20 protein-coding genes, 3 tRNA genes, 2 pseudogenes and 1 CRISPR repeat array (1 of these 26 running past the window's edge) are annotated in these 25,516 nt (G+C 45.1%); of the genes and pseudogenes, 6 read left to right on the top strand and 19 right to left on the bottom strand.

Features of this window, described 5'->3' with window-relative positions:
- Window positions 1-134: a CRISPR direct-repeat array (repeat unit 36 nt; unit sequence GTTTTACTACCCTATAAAATTACACTACTCTCAAAC); it reaches 166 nt to the left of the window's first position.
- Between the two features lie 91 nt (window positions 135-225).
- From csn2 to BMY75_RS05140, 13 genes and pseudogenes are all read right to left on the bottom strand, one after another.
- Window positions 226-498: a type II-A CRISPR-associated protein Csn2 gene (gene csn2 / locus BMY75_RS05200; protein WP_242940179.1), complete on the bottom strand. Its 273-nt coding sequence runs from the start codon at window positions 496-498 to the stop codon at window positions 226-228.
- Window positions 471-1,046, bottom strand: a complete 576-nt coding sequence (cas1, locus tag BMY75_RS05195; protein ID WP_074830724.1) for a type II CRISPR-associated endonuclease Cas1 — start codon at window positions 1,044-1,046, stop codon at window positions 471-473. The genes csn2 and cas1 overlap by 28 nt, the downstream gene beginning before the upstream one ends.
- A pseudogene (gene cas9 / locus BMY75_RS18385) lies at window positions 1,043-5,179 on the bottom strand (type II CRISPR RNA-guided endonuclease Cas9). Before cas9 ends, cas1 begins: the two are co-directional and overlap by 4 nt.
- Before the next feature lie 666 nt (window positions 5,180-5,845).
- Window positions 5,846-6,001 (bottom strand): annotated as a pseudogene (locus BMY75_RS18780) (alpha/beta-type small acid-soluble spore protein); the annotation flags it as partial.
- A gap of 367 nt (window positions 6,002-6,368) precedes the next feature.
- Window positions 6,369-6,453 (bottom strand) — tRNA-Tyr (locus BMY75_RS05180).
- 37 nt (window positions 6,454-6,490) lie between these two features.
- A tRNA-Thr gene (locus tag BMY75_RS05175) sits at window positions 6,491-6,566 on the bottom strand.
- Window positions 6,567-6,699: 133 nt separating this feature from the next.
- Window positions 6,700-6,773 (bottom strand) — tRNA-Pro (locus tag BMY75_RS05170).
- Between the two features lie 103 nt (window positions 6,774-6,876).
- Window positions 6,877-7,515 (bottom strand): CatB-related O-acetyltransferase, encoded by a 639-nt coding sequence (locus BMY75_RS05165; protein WP_074830718.1) that lies wholly within the window; start codon window positions 7,513-7,515, stop codon window positions 6,877-6,879.
- Between the two features lie 20 nt (window positions 7,516-7,535).
- Complete coding sequence (locus BMY75_RS05160; RefSeq protein ID WP_074830715.1) at window positions 7,536-8,210, bottom strand: tRNA (adenine(22)-N(1))-methyltransferase; 675 nt, start codon at window positions 8,208-8,210, stop codon at window positions 7,536-7,538.
- Window positions 8,203-8,742, bottom strand: a complete 540-nt coding sequence (locus BMY75_RS05155; RefSeq protein WP_074830712.1) for a shikimate kinase — start codon at window positions 8,740-8,742, stop codon at window positions 8,203-8,205. The genes BMY75_RS05160 and BMY75_RS05155 overlap by 8 nt, the downstream gene beginning before the upstream one ends.
- Window positions 8,743-8,789: 47 nt before the next feature.
- On the bottom strand, window positions 8,790-9,620 hold the full coding sequence (locus tag BMY75_RS05150; RefSeq protein WP_074830709.1) for an RluA family pseudouridine synthase: 831 nt from the start codon (window positions 9,618-9,620) through the stop codon (window positions 8,790-8,792).
- On the bottom strand, window positions 9,602-10,537 hold the full coding sequence (locus BMY75_RS05145) for a DUF975 family protein (RefSeq protein WP_242940167.1): 936 nt from the start codon (window positions 10,535-10,537) through the stop codon (window positions 9,602-9,604). The genes BMY75_RS05150 and BMY75_RS05145 overlap by 19 nt, the downstream gene beginning before the upstream one ends.
- A complete protein-coding gene (locus BMY75_RS05140; protein ID WP_074830703.1) occupies window positions 10,515-11,177 on the bottom strand; it encodes a histidine phosphatase family protein in 663 nt (220 codons plus the stop codon). Before BMY75_RS05140 ends, BMY75_RS05145 begins: the two co-directional genes overlap by 23 nt.
- 204 nt (window positions 11,178-11,381) lie before the next feature.
- Here BMY75_RS05140 and BMY75_RS05135 point away from each other — a divergent pair, with 204 nt between their 5' ends.
- The 3 genes from BMY75_RS05135 (at window position 11,382) to BMY75_RS05125 (ending at window position 14,298) form a co-directional block, all read left to right on the top strand.
- Window positions 11,382-12,017 carry a helix-turn-helix domain-containing protein gene (locus tag BMY75_RS05135; RefSeq protein ID WP_074830700.1) on the top strand — a complete coding sequence of 212 codons (636 nt, stop codon included), beginning with the start codon at window positions 11,382-11,384 and terminating at the stop codon, window positions 12,015-12,017.
- A 92-nt stretch (window positions 12,018-12,109) separates the two neighbouring features.
- Window positions 12,110-13,372, top strand: a complete 1,263-nt coding sequence (locus BMY75_RS05130) for a 4Fe-4S dicluster domain-containing protein (RefSeq protein WP_074830697.1) — start codon at window positions 12,110-12,112, stop codon at window positions 13,370-13,372.
- Window positions 13,369-14,298, top strand: coding sequence for an RnfABCDGE type electron transport complex subunit D (locus tag BMY75_RS05125; RefSeq protein ID WP_074830695.1), 930 nt, complete (start codon window positions 13,369-13,371; stop codon window positions 14,296-14,298). Before BMY75_RS05130 ends, BMY75_RS05125 begins: the two co-directional genes overlap by 4 nt.
- A gap of 130 nt (window positions 14,299-14,428) precedes the next feature.
- Here BMY75_RS05125 and BMY75_RS05120 read toward each other — a convergent pair whose 3' ends face one another.
- From BMY75_RS05120 to BMY75_RS05110, 3 genes are all read right to left on the bottom strand, one after another.
- Window positions 14,429-15,331 (bottom strand): alpha/beta hydrolase, encoded by a 903-nt coding sequence (locus BMY75_RS05120; RefSeq protein ID WP_074830692.1) that lies wholly within the window; start codon window positions 15,329-15,331, stop codon window positions 14,429-14,431.
- Window positions 15,332-15,445: 114 nt separating this feature from the next.
- On the bottom strand, window positions 15,446-15,625 hold the full coding sequence (locus BMY75_RS05115; protein ID WP_139199716.1) for a hypothetical protein: 180 nt from the start codon (window positions 15,623-15,625) through the stop codon (window positions 15,446-15,448).
- 39 nt (window positions 15,626-15,664) lie between these two features.
- Window positions 15,665-17,083 (bottom strand): dockerin type I repeat-containing protein, encoded by a 1,419-nt coding sequence (locus tag BMY75_RS05110; RefSeq protein ID WP_074830686.1) that lies wholly within the window; start codon window positions 17,081-17,083, stop codon window positions 15,665-15,667.
- A gap of 442 nt (window positions 17,084-17,525) precedes the next feature.
- Here BMY75_RS05110 and BMY75_RS05105 point away from each other — a divergent pair, with 442 nt between their 5' ends.
- From BMY75_RS05105 to BMY75_RS05095, 3 genes are all read left to right on the top strand, one after another.
- On the top strand, window positions 17,526-18,530 hold the full coding sequence (locus BMY75_RS05105; protein WP_074830683.1) for an aldose 1-epimerase: 1,005 nt from the start codon (window positions 17,526-17,528) through the stop codon (window positions 18,528-18,530).
- Complete coding sequence (locus tag BMY75_RS05100; protein WP_074830681.1) at window positions 18,503-19,312, top strand: hypothetical protein; 810 nt, start codon at window positions 18,503-18,505, stop codon at window positions 19,310-19,312. Before BMY75_RS05105 ends, BMY75_RS05100 begins: the two co-directional genes overlap by 28 nt.
- A 66-nt stretch (window positions 19,313-19,378) precedes the next feature.
- The gene (locus BMY75_RS05095) at window positions 19,379-21,862 is read left to right on the top strand and encodes a glycoside hydrolase family 94 protein (protein ID WP_074830678.1); all 2,484 of its coding nucleotides are present in this window, start codon (window positions 19,379-19,381) and stop codon (window positions 21,860-21,862) included.
- Window positions 21,863-22,586: 724 nt separating this feature from the next.
- Here BMY75_RS05095 and BMY75_RS05090 read toward each other — a convergent pair.
- From BMY75_RS05090 to BMY75_RS05080, 3 genes are all read right to left on the bottom strand, one after another.
- Window positions 22,587-24,218 carry a recombinase family protein gene (locus BMY75_RS05090; protein WP_074830676.1) on the bottom strand — a complete coding sequence of 544 codons (1,632 nt, stop codon included), beginning with the start codon at window positions 24,216-24,218 and terminating at the stop codon, window positions 22,587-22,589.
- A 113-nt stretch (window positions 24,219-24,331) separates the two neighbouring features.
- A complete protein-coding gene (locus BMY75_RS05085; protein ID WP_074830673.1) occupies window positions 24,332-24,520 on the bottom strand; it encodes a transposon-encoded TnpW family protein in 189 nt (62 codons plus the stop codon).
- Window positions 24,521-24,799: 279 nt separating this feature from the next.
- Complete coding sequence (locus BMY75_RS05080) at window positions 24,800-25,216, bottom strand: hypothetical protein (protein ID WP_074830671.1); 417 nt, start codon at window positions 25,214-25,216, stop codon at window positions 24,800-24,802.
- Between the last annotated feature and the right edge of the window lie 300 nt (window positions 25,217-25,516).

The following is a 25,516-nucleotide window of genomic DNA, read 5'->3' as shown; positions in this document are numbered from 1 at the left end:
ACCGTCGCCATGTATATCTTCGGCTGCGCGCTGTTTTACTACCCTATAAAATTACACTACTCTCAAACTACTGTTCTGAGCCGAGTACTCTGTGGTGGGTTTTACTACCCTATAAAATTACACTACTCTCAAACCTCAAATCTGAGATAATGACACTACTCATTAGTGTAATTTTATGGGTTTATACTTTTATTATACTACCGATTTCATTGAAAGTCAACAAATTTATATAACACACATATCTTCATCTATTATGATTACCTTTTCTGTATCAAGACGCGAATATTCTTTGTTTTCGATGCATATCAGGTTGATCTTATGCAGCAGAACACTTTTGAAAAGCTGCTCGATTTTTTCATCAGTAATATAGCTTCTCATATTTACAGTGACAAATACCTTCGTACCTTTAAGCTTTTCTGAGATCAGCATATACTCCATTATTTTTTCAGGCAGAGTCATCTCTCTGTCATTCAACCTGACATTAAATGCTTTAAGTATCCCGTTGATATCATCGGGAAAGTCAAATATAAGATCATCGTCTGCTGAGTGCGTGTAAAGCCTTTCCCGAACAAAGCGTTGAAATACACCTTTGCGGCGTGACCTTCCCGGTTTGTGACATCGGCATATTTCATATTACTTATATAATCCGCCAGCATAGCTGATTCGTTGTTGTGACCTGATTCAAGAAGAAGCTCTGATTGTTTTCTTATTTTTTCAGCAACTATCTTCGTCCAAACACTGCTCTTAATTTCATCATTCCACCTTATCTGTTCTCTAAGCTTTGCAGAAGTGTCATGACTGCCATAGTACGATACGAGTTCGCACGAAGGATCACGTTTCTCGTCGCAAAATATGACCTTTATCTTTTTTTCTGAAAGTGCAGCTATAAGACAGCCTGTTATAGAAACAGCAGTATTCTCGATGATGAGGACAGCGATCTCATCAAGATGTATCTTTTTGACATCATCTTCACACCTCACCACGAGATACCCTGTTTTAAGATCCATTTTTGCTCTTTTGGTTATGACTACAGTTCTCCAGCTCATAAGTCAAGCAGATTTTCAGATTTCTTTTCAAATAGACCGGTCGGTGATTGATCTATGATATTTATTGATTTTCTGCCAGATATTTTTGTAATATCTGAATTGATTGTAATTACACCTGCCTGTCCGCTTTCGCCTAGCAATTTAAGATCACATCCGGTAGAGCGCCCTGTTTTAAGAAGCTTTATCATATTAATCAAAAGCAAGACCTGCTCCGTCAAAGATAATTTTATGAATACATCTCTTTTAGCGGAGATCTTTTTTTCGATTTTTGAAAGGAAAAGGTTATACGGCTTGTTTTTCATCTTATCTACTAATGTATCAAAAAGTGAGATGTTGCTTTCGTGAGAGATCCCACTGTATACACTCGGTTCAAATTTTTTGCCCTTTTCACTTTTCTCTAAGTATGCAGAGATTTTCTTTACATAATTATAACTCGTTGGATCTATTATAAGCGATTCAGCCGAAGATACTACAATTTGTCTTCCTTTATTTGATTTCTGGACGATATTGCATCGGAAACCATCGATCTCCAACAATGTATTGATTTTAAGAATACGCTGTTTTAGAGGGAATGACACCATATCTTCGGTAATGTTTTTTGATAGGATATCTGACAGCTGTTCGGCTACGTACTTGCAGGCAAATGAAAGATCATCTTCGATTGCTTTAATTACCATCAGCTCTATAGGAACAATTACAATAGATCCGCCGAGACATTTAACCAGTGAAAAATAAGCAGCAGATGTATTGTTATAGCCGCCATACTTCACAGCGACCAAATCCTGCTTTCTCGGGACAAGACCTTCCTTTTTACGTTCGGGCATCTGGTTGAACAATCCACCCTTGCGTTTATAGGTATAACGTACATATCTTATGCTATTTTTTGCCATCATCTTTTTGACAGTATCAAAGGAGTTTGACGGATCCCATGCGACTTCGCCGTTTCTCTCAATCTTTTTTGATATGAGGGTCGTCAGTTTGATAGAATAATTTCTTTCCTTGCTAACGAAATTCCGTGGATCTTTTGTAAAACGTGTATTGTAAATATTGCCCATCACAATATTAAGATATGCATCCTTAGCATGATGAAGATCGTTGACTTCACGACATTTGAGCATATCCATTTCCTGTCTGAATTCAGACACAAGCCCTGCTTTTACATAAACTATATCTGTCTCAGGCAGAAGTTCTTTCAAAACAGCTGCAACTGCCTTGGTGGACTGTCTTGTTTCAACTAACTGCCGAGCAATAAAACCGGATAACTCATCTTCTGTGAAAGCGGTATTCCTCATTAATCTGTTAAACTTTTTATCGCCCATCATTTTCTTTTCATGCAGGCTTTTCCAGAATGGTGACATCTTTTTGCGTATCTCGGGATCAATAGGATATCTATCACCCTTTGAACCGTTGGCATTTGAATCAACAAGGACCTTGTTTTCAAGACTGTCATCCTTTATCTTAGCCTGCGGCCAGATATGGTCTATATTCCATTTCTGGTTGTCTTCAAGCTCTTCGAAGCTTATAGTTTTACCCGTGTAGGCACACTTGCCTAGCTGCATAAAATAAAGGAAATACTTTTCACTGCGCAGTTTGCCGTCCTCACAGTTATCAAGACGGTTTTGAAGCGCATCACGATCATTTGCGTCGATTTCGGCAAGAAAGGCATTAAGCTGTTCTCTTCTGGAAATTGTACGTTTTCCCTTGGGAGTTTCACCTTCGCCTCTTGCCATCTCAATAAAGACCTTGTCAGGAGATCTTTTCAGGATCGCTTTAAGTTCATTTACAATATCAAGGGTACGAGTAACAGAACATCGAACAGCAGGAGCAAGATAAATTTCTTTCAAGCGCTCATCTAAACTCTTTTTATTTTCAGGCTGATCATAATAATCACAGTTATATGATTCAAGTGAATCCGAATATTTGTATTTAGAACTTAGCAGCTGCATCAGATTATCATTCGTTTCCCAAAGCCTTGATATGATATTGCTTTCGCTTAACATCTCGCCACTGTCAGGGTCAACATCATACAATTCCTCCAGAAATCTCCTTGACAGTCTTCCGTAGTCTTTGTATTTCAGCTTGGATAAATAGGATATATCATCGTTGCTGAGCTGAACGAAATTTTCTTTCAACCATTTTTTCAGACGCTTGGTATCAGTTGTAACAGTTATACGCTCTATTATTCTTTCAGCATCATTTTCAGAAATGATTCCTTGCTCAAGTATTCTTTTAAAATCATGATACGAGCTGAGAGAAGACTTTACATTATCATCTATGCCCGTTATCTCGATTTTGCCTGAGAATTCTCCAATAGACATTAAATACTCAGCGATACGTTTCTTGGTTACCTTAGCCCTTGAAGACACAAACTTATCCTGATACAGTTTTTGCTTTATTTCTACTGAAATAGGCTCACCATTAACTTTGATATTATTGATCTCATTCAGTACGTTGAATTTGGAATAAAGCAGGGAATATTTAGGTAAAACATCTTCACCTGCCATGTAAGTTCATTTGCAGGTCATTTTGCGGATAAATTTATTCTCTGATGCATCTTCATCGATCATCTCACTGAAATTCCAAGGATATATTTTGCCATCTTTTTTTCTTATCATCCATGCAAATCTGCTCTTCTTCTCATTCACTAAAGGACCCACATAATACGGAACTTTGAATTCCATTATAGACAGAATTTTATCCGCTACAGTTCCATAGCTGTCGCTCTTGTTCAAGAACGGTAGGTATTTGCTTGCGTTTTCAAGTATTTTTTTGAGTTCGGCATAATAAAGCTGATAGGGTATAACGCGGTTGTCGGTCGTTACCTGTTTAGGGCACAGATCCGCGTTTTCGCATTTTTTGTATAAGTCATCATAACATTCTTTATCTTCATCAGCAGAAACGATCTTATCAAGATACTTTTTAATGAATTTACAAAAAGCAGTTTGGCTCTTTCTATCATTTGATGAATCATTTTTACTAAAATTTACACTTACTTTTTCATCAGAAACATTTTTCCGGTTGTATACATATGAAGCATAATTGGCTTTATCTGATGCGTAGCGGAATATTTCATTATAATCATTTCTGTTCAAATATTTTTTAACTAAGTATTTTAATGATTTCAGATCAGCTTTATGCTGTTCGTAAATCTCGACCTTGGACTTAGATATCATCTTATGCCCGTTTAAAATATCCACAAGCAGAAACCAGTCATACATAGCTTTGACTTTGACCAAAAGTTCAAGATGCAGTTCATCTATCTGTCCGGTAAGCATTTCAAGTGTATCTGATAGATCAGTGTTCTTTACGCAAATTGAATTCTTTTCAAGATCTTTATACTCTTCTTTGCAGAACATATCAGAAAGCTTGACGATCCCGCCGCTTATGAAAGAAACAAGTTTATCATACGCAATTACATCACCCTCATCAGCTTTGGGTGCTTTTTTACCAAACAACAGCTGTTCGATCTCTTTTGTTTTCTCTTTGACCGAAATATGTTTTTTAAGTATTTCAGACATTCCTGCAGCATCTTTATCAAATGCGGGGACATCGCATAGCTCCGACAGTGCAGTATAATAACCATCATAGATATCTTCAAATTCGGTTATTTTATCTATGTTGTCCTTGCTTACAGAAAACAGGAAGTGACCTCTGTGCGCAAGAATATATGCGCAGGCATAATAAACCAGCCTGATGTCATGCGGAGAATCATTAGTCATAAGCTCGCATATCAGGTGATGTATTGTTGGGTATTCTTTGAAATATTCTTTATCTCCGTAGTTTTTATCATCAAAGAAGATATTATGTTCTCTATGTTCGGAATCTTCGGGTAAAAGGGCACTTTCTTTGAGTCTCATAAAAAATATGGGATCCGTTTTCAGTATATCAGCGGCAAATAATTCCTGTAAGAGACAAACACGCTGCTTACGTCTGTCAAGTCTGCGACGAGCTGTTCTGAATGAGCGCCTTATAGATGACAATGATTGCTGTGATTTCTGAGATTTCTCAAAAAGGTTAACGCCCCACATAAGATTGCTTTTAAACTTTTTGAGCGTGTAGTTCGCATCTGTAACCGCCCAACCCACGGAATTTGTTCCTATATCAAGTCCCAGATATATTTTTCCATTTGCCACTTGACAAATCTCCCTTTTTGTGATAGTATAAATACATAGGAATTACTACCCTATAAAATTACACTACGAGTTCAAATAAAGAATTATCCAAATCGTTCGACGCAAGTCGTTCGCACAAGTGTTGTGCATTTATCCTTGTCTTTGACAAGGATTTTTTCTTTATATGGTAAAAAAATTATATCACATTATTTGTGCAAAGTCAAAATATTTCGATTGAATATTAATTAAATTCGCGATTATAGTGACAATTAATGTCAACTGAGAGTATTAACAATAGTTTTTATCAATAAGGGAAATTAGTGACCGATAAAGCATCAGCTTAAGTGCATATATTATGCACATCAAAAAAGAGATCCTGACGGAATGTTGATGATCCAGTCAGGGTCTCTTTTTAGTTTTCTACGCTTTATCCATCAATCATAAAGAGTTATGGATAAAACGTAATTTTCTATAAGAATATGAATATCAGCAAATTTACTAATGTGACATTTAGAATGTTATTTGATGTAATATATTTTACAATAAGGCAAATAATAAGTTAATTGCATAAAAACATTTAGCATTAAAAAGTGCCTAAATGCCAACTTGAACGGACAGTGAAAAAGTCTCTGAATGCCCGATCTTTCGGGCATTTTTACGTGTAAAAGACCATTGTTGTTCTGTGCTCATCATATTGACCATCTGACCACCAACGGAACCTGCTTCTCTGGAGGTGAGATCGCCGTTGTAGCCCTGCTTCAGGTCTACACCTACCTCGTTTGCTGCCTCCATCTTGAACTTGTTGAGAGTTTCTCTACCCTGCTGAGTTGTTACACCTTTCATTTTGTTTCTCCTTTTGTTTTATTCGGGCTTGCGATAATATTGTACACCGATACAGTCGTGATATTACAGGGAATTTTTGGTGTGTTGAATTTTAAAATATCGACCGAAAAAAATAAATCTGACTATCCCTTTACCACACTACTTAAAATGCCGGAATAATAGGTATATATTATGCTGACGTTATCTTTCCGCGCCGCAGGCGGTGGAAAAGATAACCGCCAAACTCTCATTATATTCCTTTGATCGATTTTAAGTCAGGTGTGTCAGCGGGATAACCATATAAAAAATAAATACCCGTCATGCCAAAAAGCTGACGGGTATTGCTATGCAAAAGAAAAACGTCTTACAGATTTCTGTAAGACGTTTCTGGTGGGAGAAGATGGATTCGAACCATCGAAGCTAGAAGCAACAGATTTACAGTCTGCCCCCTTTGGCCGCTCGGGAATTCTCCCATTTATTCACCCGGAATATTTCCCGAATGAATATAACTGGAGCTGGTGGACGGACTTGAACCCCCGACCTGCTGATTACAAATCAGCTGCTCTACCAACTGAGCTACACCAGCCAATCTTCATTAGCGGTATTCCGAGTTGTCGTCTCTCTCCTGACGACTTAATTATTATATCACAACTTTAGCTCGATGTCAATAGGATTTTTTAATGTTTTCAAATTATTCACATTTCGCTTTTTTGTGAAAATCGAGACGACAGGATTCGAACCTGCGGCATCTTGCTCCCAAAGCAAGCACTCTACCAAGCTGAGTTACGTCTCGTTCTGCGCTGTATTTCGTGCAGCTTTAATATTATATCACTCTATGGTGCGATTGTCAAGAGGTCAAAACGAAAATTTTCAGGCTTTTTATAATTCGGTAATGATTATAGCGCTTCTTTGAGCGTTTCTCTGACCTTTTCGATGTTGCTTGAAGTCAGTAGAGGGATAAGACTGTTGATCTCCTCGATGCTTTTATCCCACCACCTGAAAGCCAGCAGCAAGCTGATAAGTTCGTCATCGAAACGCTTGCGCAGTACCTTTGCGGGATCACCTGCCACGATGGTATATGGTTCAACATCGCTGCCCACAACGCTGTTTGCACCGATTATCGCTCCGTCGCCTATGTGTACCCCGGGGAGTATCACCGCGTTCTGACCAATCCATACATCGTTTCCGACCACGGTATCGCCTTTAAAGGGCAGGTCTTCTACGGCGGGAGGTGCCATATCCCAGCCTTCGAGGGTATAGAAGGGGAAGGTCGAAACAGCATTCATCTGATGGTTGGCGCCGTTCATGACGAATTCCACACCAGCCGCTATCTGGCAGAATTTGCCGATGATAAGCTTGTCCCCCAGCCACTCGTAATGGTGGGTGACATGGCTTTCAAAATCGCTGTCGGCAATGTAGGAAAAATCACCGACGATGATATTTTTTGAAGTGACCGCGGGTTTTATGTAGATCTCTTTATCGTAGCCCTTTATGGGGTGAAGTACATTTGGGTCGGGGATGATTCCGTTTTTCATGCGACCGCTCCTTTTGGTATTTATTCGCATTCCTCTCGCAGTGCTTTGGAAAGCGCTTGCATATCGTTGGCAGTACTGTTGTCGCCCGATGCCTGTTTGCCCTTGGCGCAGGCTTCAAGGCGAACTGCTTGCCTTTGCAGATATTCTCTGCCGTCGTCATCGTCAGCTTTTACTCTTCCGCAGAAAAGATATCTCAGGTCACAGGGATAGTCGGGCGTTTTGCCTGTGTACACCGCCTGCATGACGGAGTATACGAAACGTCCGCTGATACAGGGTTTTTCGGCTGTTACCTCGAATCCGTTTGAATAAAGCCATTGGCGGAGGGTGTCCCATTTTGTCATGGGCTGTAAAACAAGGTTTATGGCGGGCTCGGCTGATGTCAGCCACCGGCAGTCTTCAAGTATGCGTACTATCAGTTCGCCCCCCATGCCCGCGATGACTATATCCGTAAGCCCATCATTCGGGATTTTTTCAAGCCCGCAGGAAAGTATGGGCGTGACTTTGCTTTCAAGACCGTTCTCGGCGATATGCGCAGCGGCGCTTTCAAGGGGCTTCTCAGCCACGTCGCAGGCATAGGCTTTATCGCAGAGACCCTCAGCCGCCATATAGCAGGGGAGATATCCGTGGTCGGTGCCGATATCGGCGATAACACGCCCTTTGCACAGCGAAACACAGGTCAGCAGACGTTTATCCATCATCTTCCTCCTGAGTCAGCGCTTTGCCGTTTATGAATTTATTGTACATACGCTCTATCTTCACAGCTATCACAAGGGGGGGATATCCGCCTGATACGGTGAAGTGGGAATGAGCCTGATATTTCGGCTTTCTGTCGTCGAAACGCGCTTTCAGCTGTTCGCGGGTGGAACTTGCGGCAATGGGGCGGTGAGGGTCGTCCTTGATGCGGTCGTAGCAGACATCAAAATCGGTGTCGATAAAAACAGTCATTCCCGAATTTTTAGCGGTCTCGCCGTTCTTATCGGACAAAAGCGCGCCGCCGCCTGTTGCCACAACTCCGCCGATATTGCCGAAAGCCGCCAGTGCTTCGGTCTCTTTTTCTCTGAAATAGGGCTCGCCTTTCTGTGCGAATATCTCGGGGATAGTCATGCCCTCTTGTTCTTCGATATAGTCGTCAAGGTCGATACAGCGGCATTTCAGCCGTTTTGCAAGTATCTTTCCGACGGTGCTTTTACCGCAGCCCATAAAGCCGCACAAAAATATTGGTTTCATTATATGACCTCCCGGGGAATATATTTGATCAATGGGTGCCGCCGATATCAGAGCCTTCTGCCTGATCTTACGGTGACTTTTTCGCCGCTTTCGGGCGAAACGAAGCTTATCTCACTGCACATCAGTGCCTGTCCTTTTCTTTCCGAACAGTCGCCGCCGTACATCTCATCGCCTATCAGCGGCAGACCTATATGCGCCATATGCACCCGTATCTGGTGGGTACGTCCCGTTTCAAGCAGGAATTTGCACAGTGCACAGTTTTCACGTCTTTCAATGACATGCCAGCAGGTGGCGGAGTATTTGCCGTCCTCCCTGACACAGCGCAGTATCACGGATTCACGCTCTCTTGCGATGGGTGCGCATACCCGTCCGCCGCTGAGATTAGTGGGCGGTATCAGTCCGCAGTAGACCTTGCTTATACTGCCTGCCAGGGCGTTCGCGGCATAGCGCGTCTTCGCCACGCAGACACAGCCTGCGGTATCGCGGTCAAGGCGGTTAACGGTGCGGAATGTCAGTCCTTTGCAGCGGTGGGCGAAATAGTTGGCAAGGGTATCGCCGCGGTGGTTTATGGATTCGTGTACGGGCATATCCGCTGGTTTGTCAAATACTATAACGTCCCCGTCTTCATAAAGCACGGGGACTTCGAGCAGGGGATTAGGGTCGGGGACAGTCTGGGCTGGTTCGGTGACTGTTATCTTCTGTCCCGCAGAAACGGTCACTGTCACTCTCACCTTTTCGCCGTCAAGGCATATGCCCTGAGAGTTTTTCAGCCTTGTCAGCAGTCGGCGGGAAAAGCCCCTGCCACGCAGTATATCCTTTACCGTCGCGCCGTCTTCCTCCTGCGTGACGGTTAATGTTCTTACATATACTTCTTCCATCTTTTTATCATACCGGGGAGCTTATCCTGATTTCTTTCACCGAGAAGTTCGCGGACGAACATTGAATAGCTCACCTTGAAATAGGGATATATCGCCAGATATGGATACACCAGCAGCATGGCGGGGATAAACTTTATGAAATGCGCCATGAAGGAGATATAACGTCCGTGTTTGCCATCCATAAGCCTTATGGAAAGGTCGCAGGCGTCGTAGACGTTGGAACGGGGATTCAGCGCCATTATATATGGCGTAAGTGCCAGGGATATATAATAGCGTATCGCCAGAAACAGCCATACCGCTGTCATGCTGAGAGATGCCATCAGCGACAGCAGTGCTCCCGAGGTCAGCTCGCTGAGTCTTATGATCTGTACCCAGTAGTGGGCGCTGTATGCTGTTATAAACGCAGGTGTTATAGCTATCAGCTTTAGCATCAGCTGTATAAAAGACGCATAGAAAGAGTTGCTGTAATACTTCACGGAATGTGCCGCGACATATTTCCTTGTTTCTGTGAGATCGCTCCCCATGGCTATATCAAGGTAAAGCCTTCTTACCAGGTTGAAAAACGGCGATGCCAGCGTGAATTCAAACATGGACTTGCTTATCCAGAAAAGCCAGGTGGTCCCCCTTAATTCAAGCAGTTCTTTGATGCTGTACAGCCAGGTATATCCCACACTGCGCAGCAGAAGATAAAGCGTAGCTTCGCAGAGAAGTATCAGTGCTACTATCGAGAATTGGTAGATCATCAGCGATATGCTGTCGCCGCTGCGTCTTGCTATCCTGCGGGCGGCGAAGTGCCTTATCTCGGCGTTTGACAGGGGAGCGCCGTCATCGGCGGGTAAAACGGGAACATCTGCGATATCGTTTTCGATATCCATTACATTTGCAGTATCCAAATTATTCGCCTTCCTCTTCATCATAGAAGCTTCCGTAGTTTTCGTCGGGGTCGCGGTCGGGATATCTTCCCAGTACCTCAAATGCCTCCGATCTCTGCCACATGGAAGCGGTAACAAGCACTTCAAAACCCTCGCCGAAATCACAGGCATAATCCATGGGACGGCGCTTGGGTACACCGAAACAGCTGAGCATATTCATTATTATGCCACCGTGGGTTACTACTGCCGCGGATGTAAGACCCTCGTACATCATATCCGAAATGATGATCTTGATAGCTTCATAGCAGCGGTTCACCATATCTCTTGCGGATTCTCCTCCGGGAGGAGGATTGTCAAGTCCGCCCTTGATATACTGTTTATATTCGGGCGTATCCATAAGCTCCTCGGCTTTTTTGTTTTCAAACTTGCCGAAATCCATCTCGCGAAGTTCGGGAAGTTCGACGGTATAGCAGTTGGGATAAATTATACCCGCGGTCTGCTTGCATCGCTTTAAGGGCGATATATATACTTTCTGCGGATTGGGATAATCCAGCTTTTCAAGCTTGTCAAAAAGTTCCTGCGCACCCGCACTGCTCAGCGGCAGGTCGGTGGTGCCGATATATCTGCCGTCCTCGTTGGCTTCTGTAATGCCATGACGTATAAATGCTATCCTGTAACCCTTCATGGAAATTCTCCTTAAATAAATCTTTATTTTCACTTTACAAACAGTGAAAATTGTTGTATAATGGAAGTGCGGTCGGTTCGTATAATTTTACTATACTGACCGTTGTCACACTATTTGTCTTGATATACCAGACGCTGCGGCAGACAGATACTGTCTGTTTCCCTGATCGCGCTGGGTATTAAATTCTCGGGAGTAGGTCTTGGTATGAAAACAGACAAAACTCAGCAGTATCTTCAGCAGGTCGGCGAAAGGCTCAGAGGAGCGCGTCTGCTGATGGGTATAACGCAAAAGCAGGCTGCGGAAGCAACGGGTATGTCGCAGTCGTTTTTGTCCTTGGTCGAACGCGGACGCAAAAGTGTCTGTACGGCGCAGATCATATCACTTATAAGGTACTACAAGGTGCCTTACGAGATGATATTCGGCAGCGAGGAGAATGACTATAATCTCAGTGATTTTCCAAAGGGCTGCAGCGCTGATATCTCATTTGAGCTGCTGAGTATGCTGGTGGGAAACGGCAACAGCGACAGGCTGCTGACGGGTACCAACAATTGTCTGAAACTTGTGATATATATGATCTTCAGGACGATATACCGTGAAAACCCTAAAAACAGCGAAAAGCTTTTCTCTATGGATTTTGATGATGCTCTTCAGCGGGCTAACTGCTTGCTTTCAGCGGCGCCCGGCAACATCTCCTCTTTCATACAGAAGAGCCGTGATGTCAAGGTCAACGGTTTTGAGATACCGACCGAAAAGAATCCCGAGCTAAGGGCATTCATCGCGGAATGCGAATTCATGCTCAGGAATGCAAAGGATTCAGGTCCGATAGAAGCACCGGACTAGATACACAGACATTATATCATATTATTTGGCAAAAGTAAAGACAAAGTGAGACAGTTCGGACAAATTTCTTCCACGGGTTAAGGAGTGATAATTTGAAAATCAGAGGTATTTTTCTCGAAAGGGAAAAGAACACCGACAGAAGCCTTACGATAGCGCTGCCGACTCCCGAAAGGGTAGCGGTGCCGCTTCCTGTTGGCTGTAAGGCAGCGGTAAAGGCGGGGCAGTGGGTGCTCCGCGGAAACAGTATATGTGACGGCGAAACGCCTGTTTATGCGTCTGTTTCAGGTAAAGTCGAAGAGATCAGAATGATCGCAGACCCTGATGGCAGCTATGAGGCTGTGGTCATCAAGGCTGATGAAAATCAGAAGGACGCGGCTGTAAAGTTACCGCGTGCTGAAGACAGAGAGAGCTTCATAGCGGCTGTAAAGGCTTCGGGCAGCCCTGCGGGCAACAAGCTCGAAAAGGCAAAGGATGCTGATATACTGATAATCAACGGCATCGAAAGTGAGCAGTATCTTACTGCTGAAAACAGGTGTATGCTTGATGACGGCGAGCTGATAACCGCGGGCATAGCGCTGAACGAAAAGCTTATGGGCATCGAAAAAGCTTATATAGCGGTGGCATCGGACTGCAAAGAGGCTTTAGCGGCAATGGAAAAGGTGGCTGTAAAGGCACCAAATACCACATTAGTAAAACTCAGGGGCGATCATCCCGGCGGATCAGACCTGATGCTTGTAAACAATGTCACGGGACGTGATATCAAGCCGGCGGAAACAGCGGCGGATAAAAATGTTCTGATACTGCTGCCGTCGGAGGTCGCTTTCATAGCATCGTACTTTGAAACCGGTATGCCGTTTGTGGAGAGAAGGGTGACAGTTGACGGGGATCTGGTAAAGACTCCCTGTATAATGAAAGCTCCCATTGGCACTCCGCTTTCGGATTTACTTGCATTTGCTGATGCTAATACCAAGCCTGCTGAAAAGCTGATAATCGGCGGTATGATGACAGGAAGATCGGTGACGGATACGGAACTGCCGCTTGGAGCTGAAGACAGCGCAGTACTGATATTTATGAAGCCTATCGATGCGGGCAAAGGTTCGCTCAAAGTCTCAAACAAAGCTACAAACTGTATAAAATGCGGCAGATGCGCACAGGCTTGTCCTGTAAAGCTGATGCCCATGAGGATAGAAAAAGCTCTTAAAAAGAGGAACAAGGCGGCACTTGAAAGACTGCGTCCCGATCTATGCATCGGCTGCGGTTCGTGTACGTATGTATGTCCTGCAAAGCGCGAACTGAATGAGGTCATGCGACAGGCTGCGGAGGTATTCGGCGGCAAGGGAGGTGAACAGTCATGACGGATTTCAGACCTGAGGTGGCGGATTTCAAAAAGCTTTCCGCGCCTTATATCAAAGATGATGCTTCGGTATCGAAGATAATGACACATATGCTGATAGGACTGATGCCTTCACTGGTGCTTTCGGGTATACTCTTCGGAGGAAGGGCACTGATGCTGACAGCGTTCTGTATACTTACATCTATGCTGTGGGAATGGCTGTTCTGCTTTATTACAAAAAAGAAGAGCAGCACGGAAGATCTTTCTGCTGCGGTAACAGGCGTGATCTTCGCTTTCATGCTGCCGTCGAACTTCCCCTTTTGGTGGGCGGCAGTCGGCACGCTTATGGCGATAGTCGTGTTCAAGCAGCTTTTTGGCGGACTGGGCAGGAATATTTTAAATCCTGCGGTGGCATCAAGGCTTGTATGCTGGCTGCTGTTCCGCTCAGACTTCAGTAAATATCTTGAGCCCGATGTAAATTCGGCAGATATCGAAACCTTCGGCGAGATATCGTTGCTGTCCGGTGCTGATGCCTACGGCGATATGTTCCTCGGCAGAGTATGCGGAGGTCTTGGTGAGGTATCTGTATTGGCACTGCTGACAGGTGCGTTCTATCTGCTTTCAACAAGGGTGATATCTCTTTATGAGCCTATCGCTTTTCTGGGAACGGTATTTATCTTCTCGTCAGTTGCGGGCAAGGACGGTGTCTACCAGATACTTGCAGGCGGAACAGTGCTTGCAGCGTTCTTCCTTTGCTGTGACACCGTGACTACTCCTGTCACTGCACTTGGCAAGATAATATTCGGTGTGCTTGCGGGCGGACTGACCTGTGTGTTCAGATTCTTTGCCGGTATGCATCAGGAGAGTATGCTGATAGCTATACTTATATGCAATGTTCTGACGATAGTTATCGACAGAGTAACAGAGACCAGACCCGATAAACAGTAAAACTAAAGAAATACCGACCTGCACGATGCGGGTCGGTATTTTTATGTTATGAGATCCTGTGGATTTTTGCGTAAGTTTTCAACATCAAGTCAAATCGCTCGTTGAAAAAATGGTGTCCAATGCAGAGGCGTTACAGACTGTCGAGGAAATCTTTGACATACGTCTTATAACTTTCGGGGTCGATGAGTACAGACTCTGCATGACCTGCGCCTGTTATAAGATGTACCTCGCTCCTGCCCTTGGTGCGGGCTGCCATATCCTCTGAATTTTTCGGCAGTATAAAGCTGTCATCGGCGCCGTGGATAAAGAGTATTGGCACTTCGTTATCGTCAAGAGAGTCTACGGGGCGCATATCTTTAAGCGCATAGCCGTACCTTACCCTTGCGCCTATATCGGCAAGATCAACGAGGAAAACAGGCACATGATATTGCTTGTACGCCCCGCGCAGTACGTTGTCGATATCCGAAAATCCGCAGTCGGCAACGGCGAAATCAACCTCGGGGTGATATTTCATGGAAGTTACGGTGGAAGCCGCCCCCAGAGATTCACCGTGGAGACCCAGCCGGGATATATTGCTGTACCGTGAGCGGGTATCCTTTACAAGCTCGGAGATATCCTTGCCCTCACGTATGCCGTAGGTGGTGAATGTTGGCTCGTTCTCGCCGTGGCCGCGCAGGTCGTAGATGATACAGTTGTATCCAAGCTCGAGGTACATGGGTACGTATTTGAGCGACCCCATGCGGTTGTCGGTGTAGCCGTGGGACAGCAGCATATACTTATCCGTAGGAGTAGGGTTTTTCAGGAACTGTACGTGGAGTTCGTAGCCGTCGAAACTTTTGACGGTATAATCGGTCTTTTCAAGGCTTTCGTAGAATGAGGTGTCATAGTGTTCGGACTGCCACTGCATAGCTTCATCGATGGTCTGTCTTTTGCCTGTCATTACGAACGAAGCAAGCCAGAGCATCAGCGCGAATACCAGCAGAGGTACAGCGGCGGCTATTATTATCAGCAGTTTTCGTAATTTTTTGTTCATTGTACCGACCTCCTTTGTATTTTGATATCGTTTTGCACAGTGATACTGCGAAAAACGGCACACGGAGAGCGTATCTCCGCGTGCCGATGTATAAGCCTTTTGAACTTTTGCGGTTCACAGATTGAGTATCGTGACCGCTGTGAATATCAGCAGTACTGCGGCGATAATGAGTATGATGCCTGTCCTTTGTAGACGCTTTGTGCGTTCTGCCCTATCATGTTTTATCTTTTCAAGCTGAGTTGCTGCGTGTTCTTCTGCCTGTTTCATAAGGTCATTATTATCGGTCGAACTCATTATCATCACCCCGTTCCTGCGGTCTTGTTGATCTGATGACTATACAAGTAGCTTTTTGCCCTTTACGTGCGCGGCTATCTTAATGACATCGGAAGTATTTACCGAACCGTCGCCGTTGACATCTGCTCTCTTTTTCTGTTCGGGATTGAGCATTCTTCTGCCCTTTACATGTGCGGCGGTCAGGGTGACATCGGTGGTATTTATATAACCGTCGCCGTTGACATCGCCCAGTCTGTAACCTGTTTTTTTAGTCTGTTTTATCTTTACATAATCCGCCTTTTCATAGGAGCTGTCATAGATCGTATCAGTACCCACCGTAGCAGGCATCGGTTCGGTGATCATGCTGTCAGTAAGGCTGAATCCTCCGCCTGTGAAGGCTATCGCCTGCTCTTTACCTGTTGCTGTGATATCCGAGTTGACAACTTCTATCGTGCCTGTGGGCGAGCCTATGCCAATTTTGCCGTTAGCAGAGACCCGAATGTTATCGAAGGTCAGTTTGCAGCGTTCATTGCGTATGCAGGACTCATTATTTGTGCCTATGGTCAGTGAGCCGTCACCTGTTATGACGGTGTCGCCGTAAAGGACGATATATCCGGGTATCTCGATGTTGTTGACGAAATCTATGGTGAAATCGGGAACCATACTGTATATCAGTTCCTCGTCGGGGTCGTGTTTGATACTTCCCGATACGCCAAGCACCCTGTGGTCGGGGTCATAGTAGAATTTTCCGTTGCCCAGGATATCATCGTGGTTATCGGCTGTTACCAGTGTGCTGTCTATCCAGAGATCGTAGGAGGGGATTATCCGGACATTCTTGGCGTATGTGTCGGTATCGTGCTCGAATATCCCTCCTCCGCCGTATAATACGTCAGTAGGTTTTGTTATGACGCATTTGAAAAGCGATACGAAGTCGAAGCCCTGCACTGCCGATTCTGTGCCGCGGACAGTGAGGAAAGAATTGTTCACGTTAATATCTTTTGTACCTGATTCATAGCCGATGATGGCGTATATACCGCTGATATCAACATTGGCATTTTCGATGGTCAGGGAAGATTCGTGATGTACCGATATAGCGTAGTATGAATCGTAGCATTCAAGCGATAGTTTGCCTGCACCGGTTATTGTCGTATCAGCATAAAAAGCGAAGTTTCCCTTTAAATTTGAATCTCCGATAACGTTTACGGTAAGTCCGTCTATCTCGCTGTCTATGATGGGTGTGTTCTTTTCGCCGTAATCACCGTTTATGATCAGTGTTTGCGTACTCGGTTCATACCTGAAAACGCCGTTTCCGAGTATGTCCCTGCAGTTTGCCGAATTGACCCGAACATAATCTATTATAAGGTCATAGACGGCCGCTGCGTCAGCTTTCAGTACAACTGCGGGAAGTCCCGAAAATGCGTAGGCTAACATTATTACAGCTGTTGAAAAAGAGACTATCCGCTTCTTTAAAATACTCATATCAGACACTCCTTTTTGGATCGTTCATAAATTTACTATATCGTTTACTTTGATTTTTTCAACGTCTGATCTATGGAAAATTATGTTTACAAATATTTTAACATATTTTTGAATAAATGTCAATAATATTTGTGCGTTTTGTTTTTGCCTGCAGAAAGCCGACAGAAAAAATGGTTTTAAAAACATTTTGTCAGGAAATATATGGCAAAATCATTAGTGAATATGGTATAAAATTAAATTATTTCCGCTTAACGAACTAATGTTTTCGTAAACGTTTAAGTTTCGTTGTAAAGTTGTTCAAAACAGGGGGGGTGAAATTATTAAAATGTGCAAAAATAATTAAAAGCACTTGAATAATCATACCAAGTGTGATATAATGATTGCTATATGAGGTCACAAGAGGGTAAATGCGCCCTCTGACGCAAAGTGAGGAGAGTAAGAAGTGAATAAGATCGACTTGAATTATACGTTCAAGGGCAAAGACTGCGTAAAGATGCAGTCGGGGAAATACACCGCTGTTATCGCCCCTTCAGTGGGTTCTTCGGTGTTGAGATTCAGAGATGACGAAAACGATTTGGAAATATTCAAATTCCGTAAATTCATACCAATGAAAACGATTGAGGAACAGCGCGAGATATGGGGTCTGCCCACGCTTTATCTTCCTAACCGCTTTGATAAGGGCGTTATCAAGACTTCCGATGCTGTTTACGAACTGCCGATAAATGAACCCCTGTTTGATAATTTCATCCACGGCTGGGTACATAAGCGCGAACATGAGATAGAATGTTATACCGAAGAAAACGGCAAATGCGTTCTGATAACCTCCTATGTTTTCGATAAGAATGACGAGATGTATCAGTACTTCCCGCTGGATTTCAAGATATCCTACACATTCACCCTCTCTCCCGAAGGGCTGAGACAGGATATATATCTTACTTCAAATGCTGATAAGGCTCTGCCTGTTTCGATATGCACTCACACTTGTATAAATGCTCCGCTGAAAGACGGCGGAGATGAGGCTGATCTGAGACTCTGTGTTCCTGTGGGCGAAAAATGCGAGCTGAACAGGAGATGTCTGCCTACCGAGAAGCTGCTGTCTCTGGCAGACTGGGACAAGGAGTACAAGAACGGCGAGAAAGTGCCAGTAGGTCAGCCCCTGGACAACGATATGTACACAGCTGTGATGAACAGCTACAAAAACAAGCCTTTCAACGGCGTCATCGTAAAGGATACTAAGAGCGGTCATACTCTGCTAAATGAAGTATCCGAGGAATTCAGGTTCTGGAATATGTGGAACGACAGCGGCGACAAGGGTTATTTCTGCCCCGAGCCCATGACTGCCATGATAAACTCCGCGAACCTTTCGCTTGATGATGACATCACAGGTTACTGTGAGCTGAAAAAAGGCGAAACGTTCAAATGCTGGCAGAGGTTCTATACCGAGTAAAAAAGCTTTTTACGGCAGCAGCTGCGGCAGTTTTTGCGCTGTCGGCATCAGGATGTGAGTGGGACGATGCGGAGATACCTGACACGATATCTTCGGCAGATGCAGATAAAGTGACCACGGACGATGAGATACTTACGGATGAGGAGATCTTCACGGAAGAGGGATCACAAACGCACGAAAAGGACGACGTGATAGCTATCGCGAAAGCTGTTTTTGAAAAATGGCTGGAAGTCCTTGCGGAGGGTAAATGCGATGCCGCCGATGAGATGTTATCCGAAAACCTGAGATATGTTTCACCGAGGTCAAGGCTGTTCAATGAATACTATCCCGGCAAGGCGCAGACAGAATACTACGCCCCTGCCATAGTATCCGTAAATGACGGCTTGACAAGTGTCACACTGCGGGTAAAGGTATCCCCCGAAACTCTGCCATTCGGCAAGGTTAATGCTGAGGTCACGGTCGTGATAACGGCTGATGACATAGGTAAGATCGACAAAGTTCGTGAGATAGGCGCAGATGCCGCTGACGAAAAAACGCTCTACCGCAACGCCTATATCGCTTATGAAGCGGCTGCAGAGGTCTTTGATGAACTCGATCCTGTGCCGTCAGAGGGTATGCACCATATGGGTGAAGGCTCTGACCTGACGGCGGCTGTCAGAAAAAAGATGCGTCCTACCGGTGCTGAAAGTTTCAGCATTGCGGTGCGGGACAAAAAATTAATGTATGTATGCTGGAGCAGCGGGTCATATTCACAGATATACCCGAAACCACAGCGAGAATGATATCATAGGATCTGTCCCCATGGGGCGGTGACTTAGTATAAAAATAATGGAAAGGTGGAAAAACCAATGAAATTCGGAAAATTCGACGACGTGAACAAGGAATACGTCATCACCGAACCAAGAACTCCTTACCCTTGGATAAACTATCTGGGCTCTCAGGCGTTCTTCTCCCTCATATCCAACACAGCAGGCGGATACAGCTTCTACAAGGACGCAAGACTGAGAAGGATCACACGTTACCGTTACAACAACGTGCCGATCGATATGGGCGGCAGATATTTCTATATCAACGATAACGGTACTGTATGGAACCCCGGCTGGTCACCTGTAAAGACCGAACTTGATGCTTACACCTGCCGTCACGGTATGGGCTACACTATCATCAAGGGTGAAAAGAACGGTCTGGAGGCTGAGGTTACATTCTTCGTACCTAACAACTACAACGGTGAGGTACAGAAGGTCGTTCTGACCAACAAGAGCGGCGCTGAAAAGTCTTTTAAGCTGTTCTCTTTTGCAGAGTGGTGTCTGTGGGACGCTCAGGATGACTGCACAAACTTCCAGAGAAACTTCTCAACAGGCCGTGTAGAGGTAGACGGCTCTGTTATCTATCATAAGACCGAGTACAGAGACAGACGCGATCACTACGCTTTCTACTCTGTAAACGACAGCATCGACGGCTACGATACCGACCGTGATTCTTTCATCGGTCTGTACAACGGCTTCAATGATCCTCAGGCCGTAATGGCAGGCAAGGCTACCGATTCCTTTGCTGACGGCTGGTCGCCTATCGCTTCTCACTACAAGGAGATCACCCTTGCAGCTGGCGAGAGCAAGACACTGATATTCGTTCTGGGTTATGTTGAGATGCCCGCAGATCAGAAGTTCGAGGCTGACGGCAAGACCATCAACAAGGTTAAGGCAAAGGCTATGATCGAGCAGTTCAACACTCCCGAAAAGGTTGACGCTGGTCTGGCTGAGCTGAAGGCTTCATGGGATGCTCTTCTCGGCATACTCAACGTTAATACTCCCGATGACAAGGTTGACCGTATGGTCAACATCTGGAACCAGTATCAGTGCATGGTCACATTCAACCTTTCACGTTCTGCTTCCTACTTCGAGTCAGGTATCGGCAGAGGCATGGGCTTCCGTGATTCCAACCAGGACGTTCTGGGCTTCGTTCACCAGATACCCGACAGAGCAAGAGAGCGTATCATCGATATCGCTTCCACTCAGCTTCCTGACGGCGGCTGCTATCACCAGTATCAGCCCCTCACCAAGAAGGGCAACTCCGATATCGGCGGCGACTTCTCCGATGACCCGCTGTGGATGATCCTTTCTGTTTCCGCATACATCAAGGAGACAGGCGACTGGGGCATCCTCGATGAGATGGTTCCTTACGATAACGATGAATCCAAGGCACAGCCTATGCTGGATCACCTGAAGGTTTCCTTCTACCACATCGTAAACAACCTTGGTCCTCACGGTCTGCCTCTCGCAATGCGTGCTGACTGGAACGACTGCATCAACCTGTCCTGCTACTCCGATACTCCCGGTGAGAGCTTCCAGACTTATACCAATCCAAAGTTCGCAGCTGAGGGCGGTTATTCCAAGGTAGCTGAGTCTGTAATGGTTGCAACTCTGTTCACATATGCAGGTCCTAACTACGTATCTATCCTCAAGCATCTGGGCAAGGACGACGAAGCTGCCGCAGCTCAGGCTGAGATCGACAAGATGAAGAAGTGCGTTATGGAATCTGCTTGGGACGGCAACTGGTTCCTCAGAGCTTATGACGCTAACGGCGAGAAGATGGGCTCCAAGGAGTGCGAAGAGGGTCAGATATTCATCGAGCCCCAGGGCTTCGCTATCATGTCCGAGATCGGTAAGGAGCAGGGTGCTGACAAGAAGACTCTTGCTGCTATCGATGAAAGACTCAACACCAAGTTCGGTCTTGTACTCAACAACCCCGCATTCTCCAAGTACTATATCCAGTACGGTGAGATCTCCACATATCCCGGCGGATACAAGGAGAACGCAGGTATCTTCACACACAACAACGCATGGATAATCTGTGCTGCTGCTTACGCAGGTGAGGGTGATCAGGCATTCAAGTACTATTCCGAGATCGCTCCTGCTTTCACTGAGGAGACTTCTGATATCCACAAGACCGAGCCTTACGTATACGGTCAGATGATCGGCGGTAAGGACGCTGGTTCCGATATCGGCAGACCCGGCAAGAACTTCGGTCAGGGCAAGAACTCTTGGCTGACAGGTACAGCTGCATGGAATATGGTTGCTATTTCTCAGTACATCCTCGGTGTACAGCCTGACTTCGATGGTCTGAAGATCGATCCTTCCATTCCTTCGGCTTGGGACGGCTTCAATATCACCAGAAAGTTCCGCGGCAACACCTACAACATCACCGTTAAGAACCCCGATCACGTATGCAAGGGTATCAAGTCGGTAACTGTTGACGGTACTAAGATCAACGGCAACGTAATGCCTGTATTCGAGGCTGATACTACTCACGAAGTTGAAGTAGTAATGGGCTGATCCCAATAACATAAGAAAAAGAGCGGTTTTGTGCCGCTCTTTTTTTGTGGGCAATAGCAGAGAAAGTGATAAGATATGCCAAGGAAACAAAGCGCGCGGTCAAGCCTCGCGCCAGCAGGCTTGCGGAGAGCTCGAGAGGCAGAGCCTCTCGGTCAAGGCGCAAAAGCGACGCGGCAACAGTGCTTCAAATAAAGAAGCTTACTTCCGACCACACGGCGCGGGCAATCCCAAAAATTTTGAGCGTGAGCAAAAACTTTAACACAAGCACAAACTACGTGCGTAAAAATTGCCCGCGCCCGCCGTCAAACAGCGAAGCGCCTTTGACGGCTCGACCCGAACGAAGTGAGGGGCGACTAATCCGCAGTACGTTCTAAAAAGCAAGTACGCATTTAATGGACGTGCTGAGAATACCCCGTTCTTATCAGAGGGACTGCGGTTGACAATGTCGCCCCTTGCGGGTCGAAAAATCGGATTCGCTTCGCTGTCCGATTTCATGCGCGGGCATTATTCACGCATACCAAATGATACGGTCGTATACTTTGGTACACGCTCATATGTTCTGGCATGCCCGCGCATTGTTCGGTATGAGTTCGTATCGCTCTTGTAGTATGTCGTACATTTTGGTATTGCTCCTTGGTGATTGAGGGCTCTGCCCTCAAACTCCCGCAAGCTTTTCGCGAAAAGCTTGACCAAATGTTCACTAGCGATAAAGCGCTAATAACGCCTATGCGGCCTTTTTGCGTCTGTCGAAATCTCTGCCGTCAAGGACAATCCTCGACTTTACAACATTGAATCTGAAAATGATCTCGATCTCCTGCATCCTGTGACCGCTGGATTTATCGGGTTCATGGACTATTATCCTTTCGATCATTTCACGCAGGTTCTTTGGCGTCAGCTCGTCGATGTGCTTTATCTTCTTGACAAGCTCGATGAAATCATGTATATCCGAGCATTTCTGCTCCTTATCCTCGATGAATTTGGTAAGCTCTGCGACTTTCACTTTAAGCTGTTCCTGCTCATTCTCATAGTTCTTCGACATCACTTCAAATCGTGCATCGCTGATTTTACCCGAAACGTTATCCTCGTAAAGCCTTGTAAAAAGCCTGTCCAGTTCGGATATTCGCTTTTCGGATTTTGTTAGCACCTTTTTTGCTGACTTTACCTCGCTCAGATACTCGGCATTTCTGCTGTCAATAGTTGTGCTAACAAACTCTTCTTCGTTCTTGGTGACTGTGTCGAGAATGCTGTTCATCTCAGCAAGAACGACCTGTTCAAGCACCACCGTCCTTATATAATGCGCGGAGCAAACTTTGCTGTCATACGAATAACTTCCGCATTTGAAATGCTCGGTGCTTTTGCCCTCTTTCGAGTGTCGGCAGATGTACATCAGCTTGCCGCAGTCGGCACAATAAACGATGCCCGAAAATGGGTTTATTTGATTAGTCTTCTGCTTGCGCCTTCTGTTTTGGCGTATTTCCTGAACTACGTCAAAATCCTGTTGGCTGATTATCGGTTCATGGGTGTTCTCGAAAATCATTCGGTCTTCCACGGGATTTGTCAGCGTTTTGTGGCACTTGTAGGACTTCTGTCTGGTCTTGAAGTTGACCGTTTTGCCCAGATATTCCTGCCTTTCCAGTATGCCCACCACCGATTTGCAGTTCCAGCGGTAAGGCTTTTCGCAGGTGATCTGACCGGTTGATTTCAGCTCGTTGTAGGCTGTCGGTCTGAGAATTTGCTCGTCTGTCAGGATATTTGCGATTTTACTCGGACCGTATCCCTCGATGCACAAGTGAAATATCTTCCTGACAATAGGTGCAGTTTCCTCATCGATCACCCATTGATCTTTGTCCTGTTCGGACTTTTTGTAACCGTAAGGTGCGATCGGAGAAAGCGGTTTGCCCGACATTCCTTTCGCCTTAAATACTGCTTTGATTTTCTTAGAAGTGTCACGAGCATAAAAGTCATTAAACACGTTGCGGAACACCATCATGTCATTTTCGGATTTCTGCGTGTCCACATTGTCATTGATGGCTATGTAGCGCACGTTATGGTCAGGGAAAATCATTTCAATATATTGACCTGTGATCAGATAATCTCGACCCAAACGGCTCAAATCCTTAGTTATTACCGTGCCTATTTTTCCATTCTCCATATCTCTGACCATTCGCTGAAAATCGGGTCTGTCGAAGTTAGTCCCCGACCAGCCATCATCGACATAGAACTCGGTGTTATAGAAACCATTTTTCTTTGCAAAGTCCAAAAGAATGGACTTCTGATTTGTTATACTGTTGCTCTCGCCCTGCAAATCGTCATCATTGCTGAGGCGGCAATACAATGCTGTGATCTTGTCTTTCATTCATTCCTCTCTTTCCGACGATCACAGCGGATCATGTATATTATAGCACAAACGTTCGTGGTTGTCAATACCAAATGTGCAATGACCCGCTGTTCCTTCGGTTATTTATGCCGTTATGACGACATCGCTTTGCATATCTCTTTTGTTACCAAACGCTGGAGCAGATCTTCCAGTGATTCCCCGCATTCGAGGTCGAAGTACGTTTTGACGATATAGGTCGTGTGACCGATCTTGTACTCCCTCACCGAATTCAGCTCGTAGCGTGGGTTCTTCTGTTCTTCTTTTGTAAATGTTGTTTTCAAATTCATTCTCCTCTCGTTTAAGGAGAAGATGTTTTTGAAGTGGATAAGTTTTCCTGCCGTAAGGAGTGACGGCAGGTATTTGAAGATTTTACAAATAATTTTCGGGGCTGATGAGACCCCTGTTATTTCCCGAAACACTGTCAGCAAAAGCGTTCACGGTCTACTCCTGCCGACAGCGGTTAATTGTGCATAGGTATCACCAGACCTTTCCTTTACTCTTTTATTTACGCTGATTCGCTGCCTGCATCTGAATGAACGACTTCGTCCGCAGGTGCAGTTTCAGTTTTTTTCTTCAATATTGTCGCTGTCATCAGCGAGGACAGATTCAGCTGCCTCACCATTTTCTTCAATGGACTGTTCTTCCTGATTTTTAGCCTTAGCCGCTTCCTGTTCATGCCTGTACTTAGCTATTACTTCATCGATAAACTCCACACAGTCCTCATGCATGAACATGAAATCGATGATCTCACTATACTTGTCCAGCGGCAGAGCGATACTCATTTTACTTCTGAACTTTTTGCCGACCGCTTGATCAGTCACAATTTCGGCTTTTTCCAGTTCGTCGGCAATCTCAGCATCGAGCTTCTTTTTCGCTGCCCGCATGGTTTTCATTTTATTTTGCAGCCGCGACATCTCATCTTCATACTCTTTTGATTTCTCGATCTTTTCTTCTGTTGTCAGCTTCTTGTTACTCAATGGCATTCTCCTTTCCCAGAGGGCAATTCTGCCCCTGCTGCATACGCAGCTATTCGCATACGCGAAAGTTTGACATGGCGGTTAGTTTTGCGTTTTTATCCCTCGATCGCCATTATCCACCATAACCCCGTAGGGCGCACTTATACAAACTCTTCGAGTTTGAAGTGCGCCAAAGAGGGAAAACTCCCTCTCTGGACTCTCCCTTATGCAAGCGATACCGCTTTAGTGCCATACAGCACGTGTTTGAATATGCAGCTATAATTACCGCTTCGGCTTTTTGGACGGTGCAGATTTCTGTTG

Origin of the sequence: Hominimerdicola alba, from assembly GCF_900109655.1 — a bacterium.
In the GTDB taxonomy this organism is placed as follows: domain Bacteria; phylum Bacillota; class Clostridia; order Oscillospirales; family Ruminococcaceae; genus Hominimerdicola; species Hominimerdicola alba_B.
The sequence above is the reverse complement of the archived record's forward strand: the minus strand, read 5'-3'. Positions and strand labels throughout refer to the sequence as shown.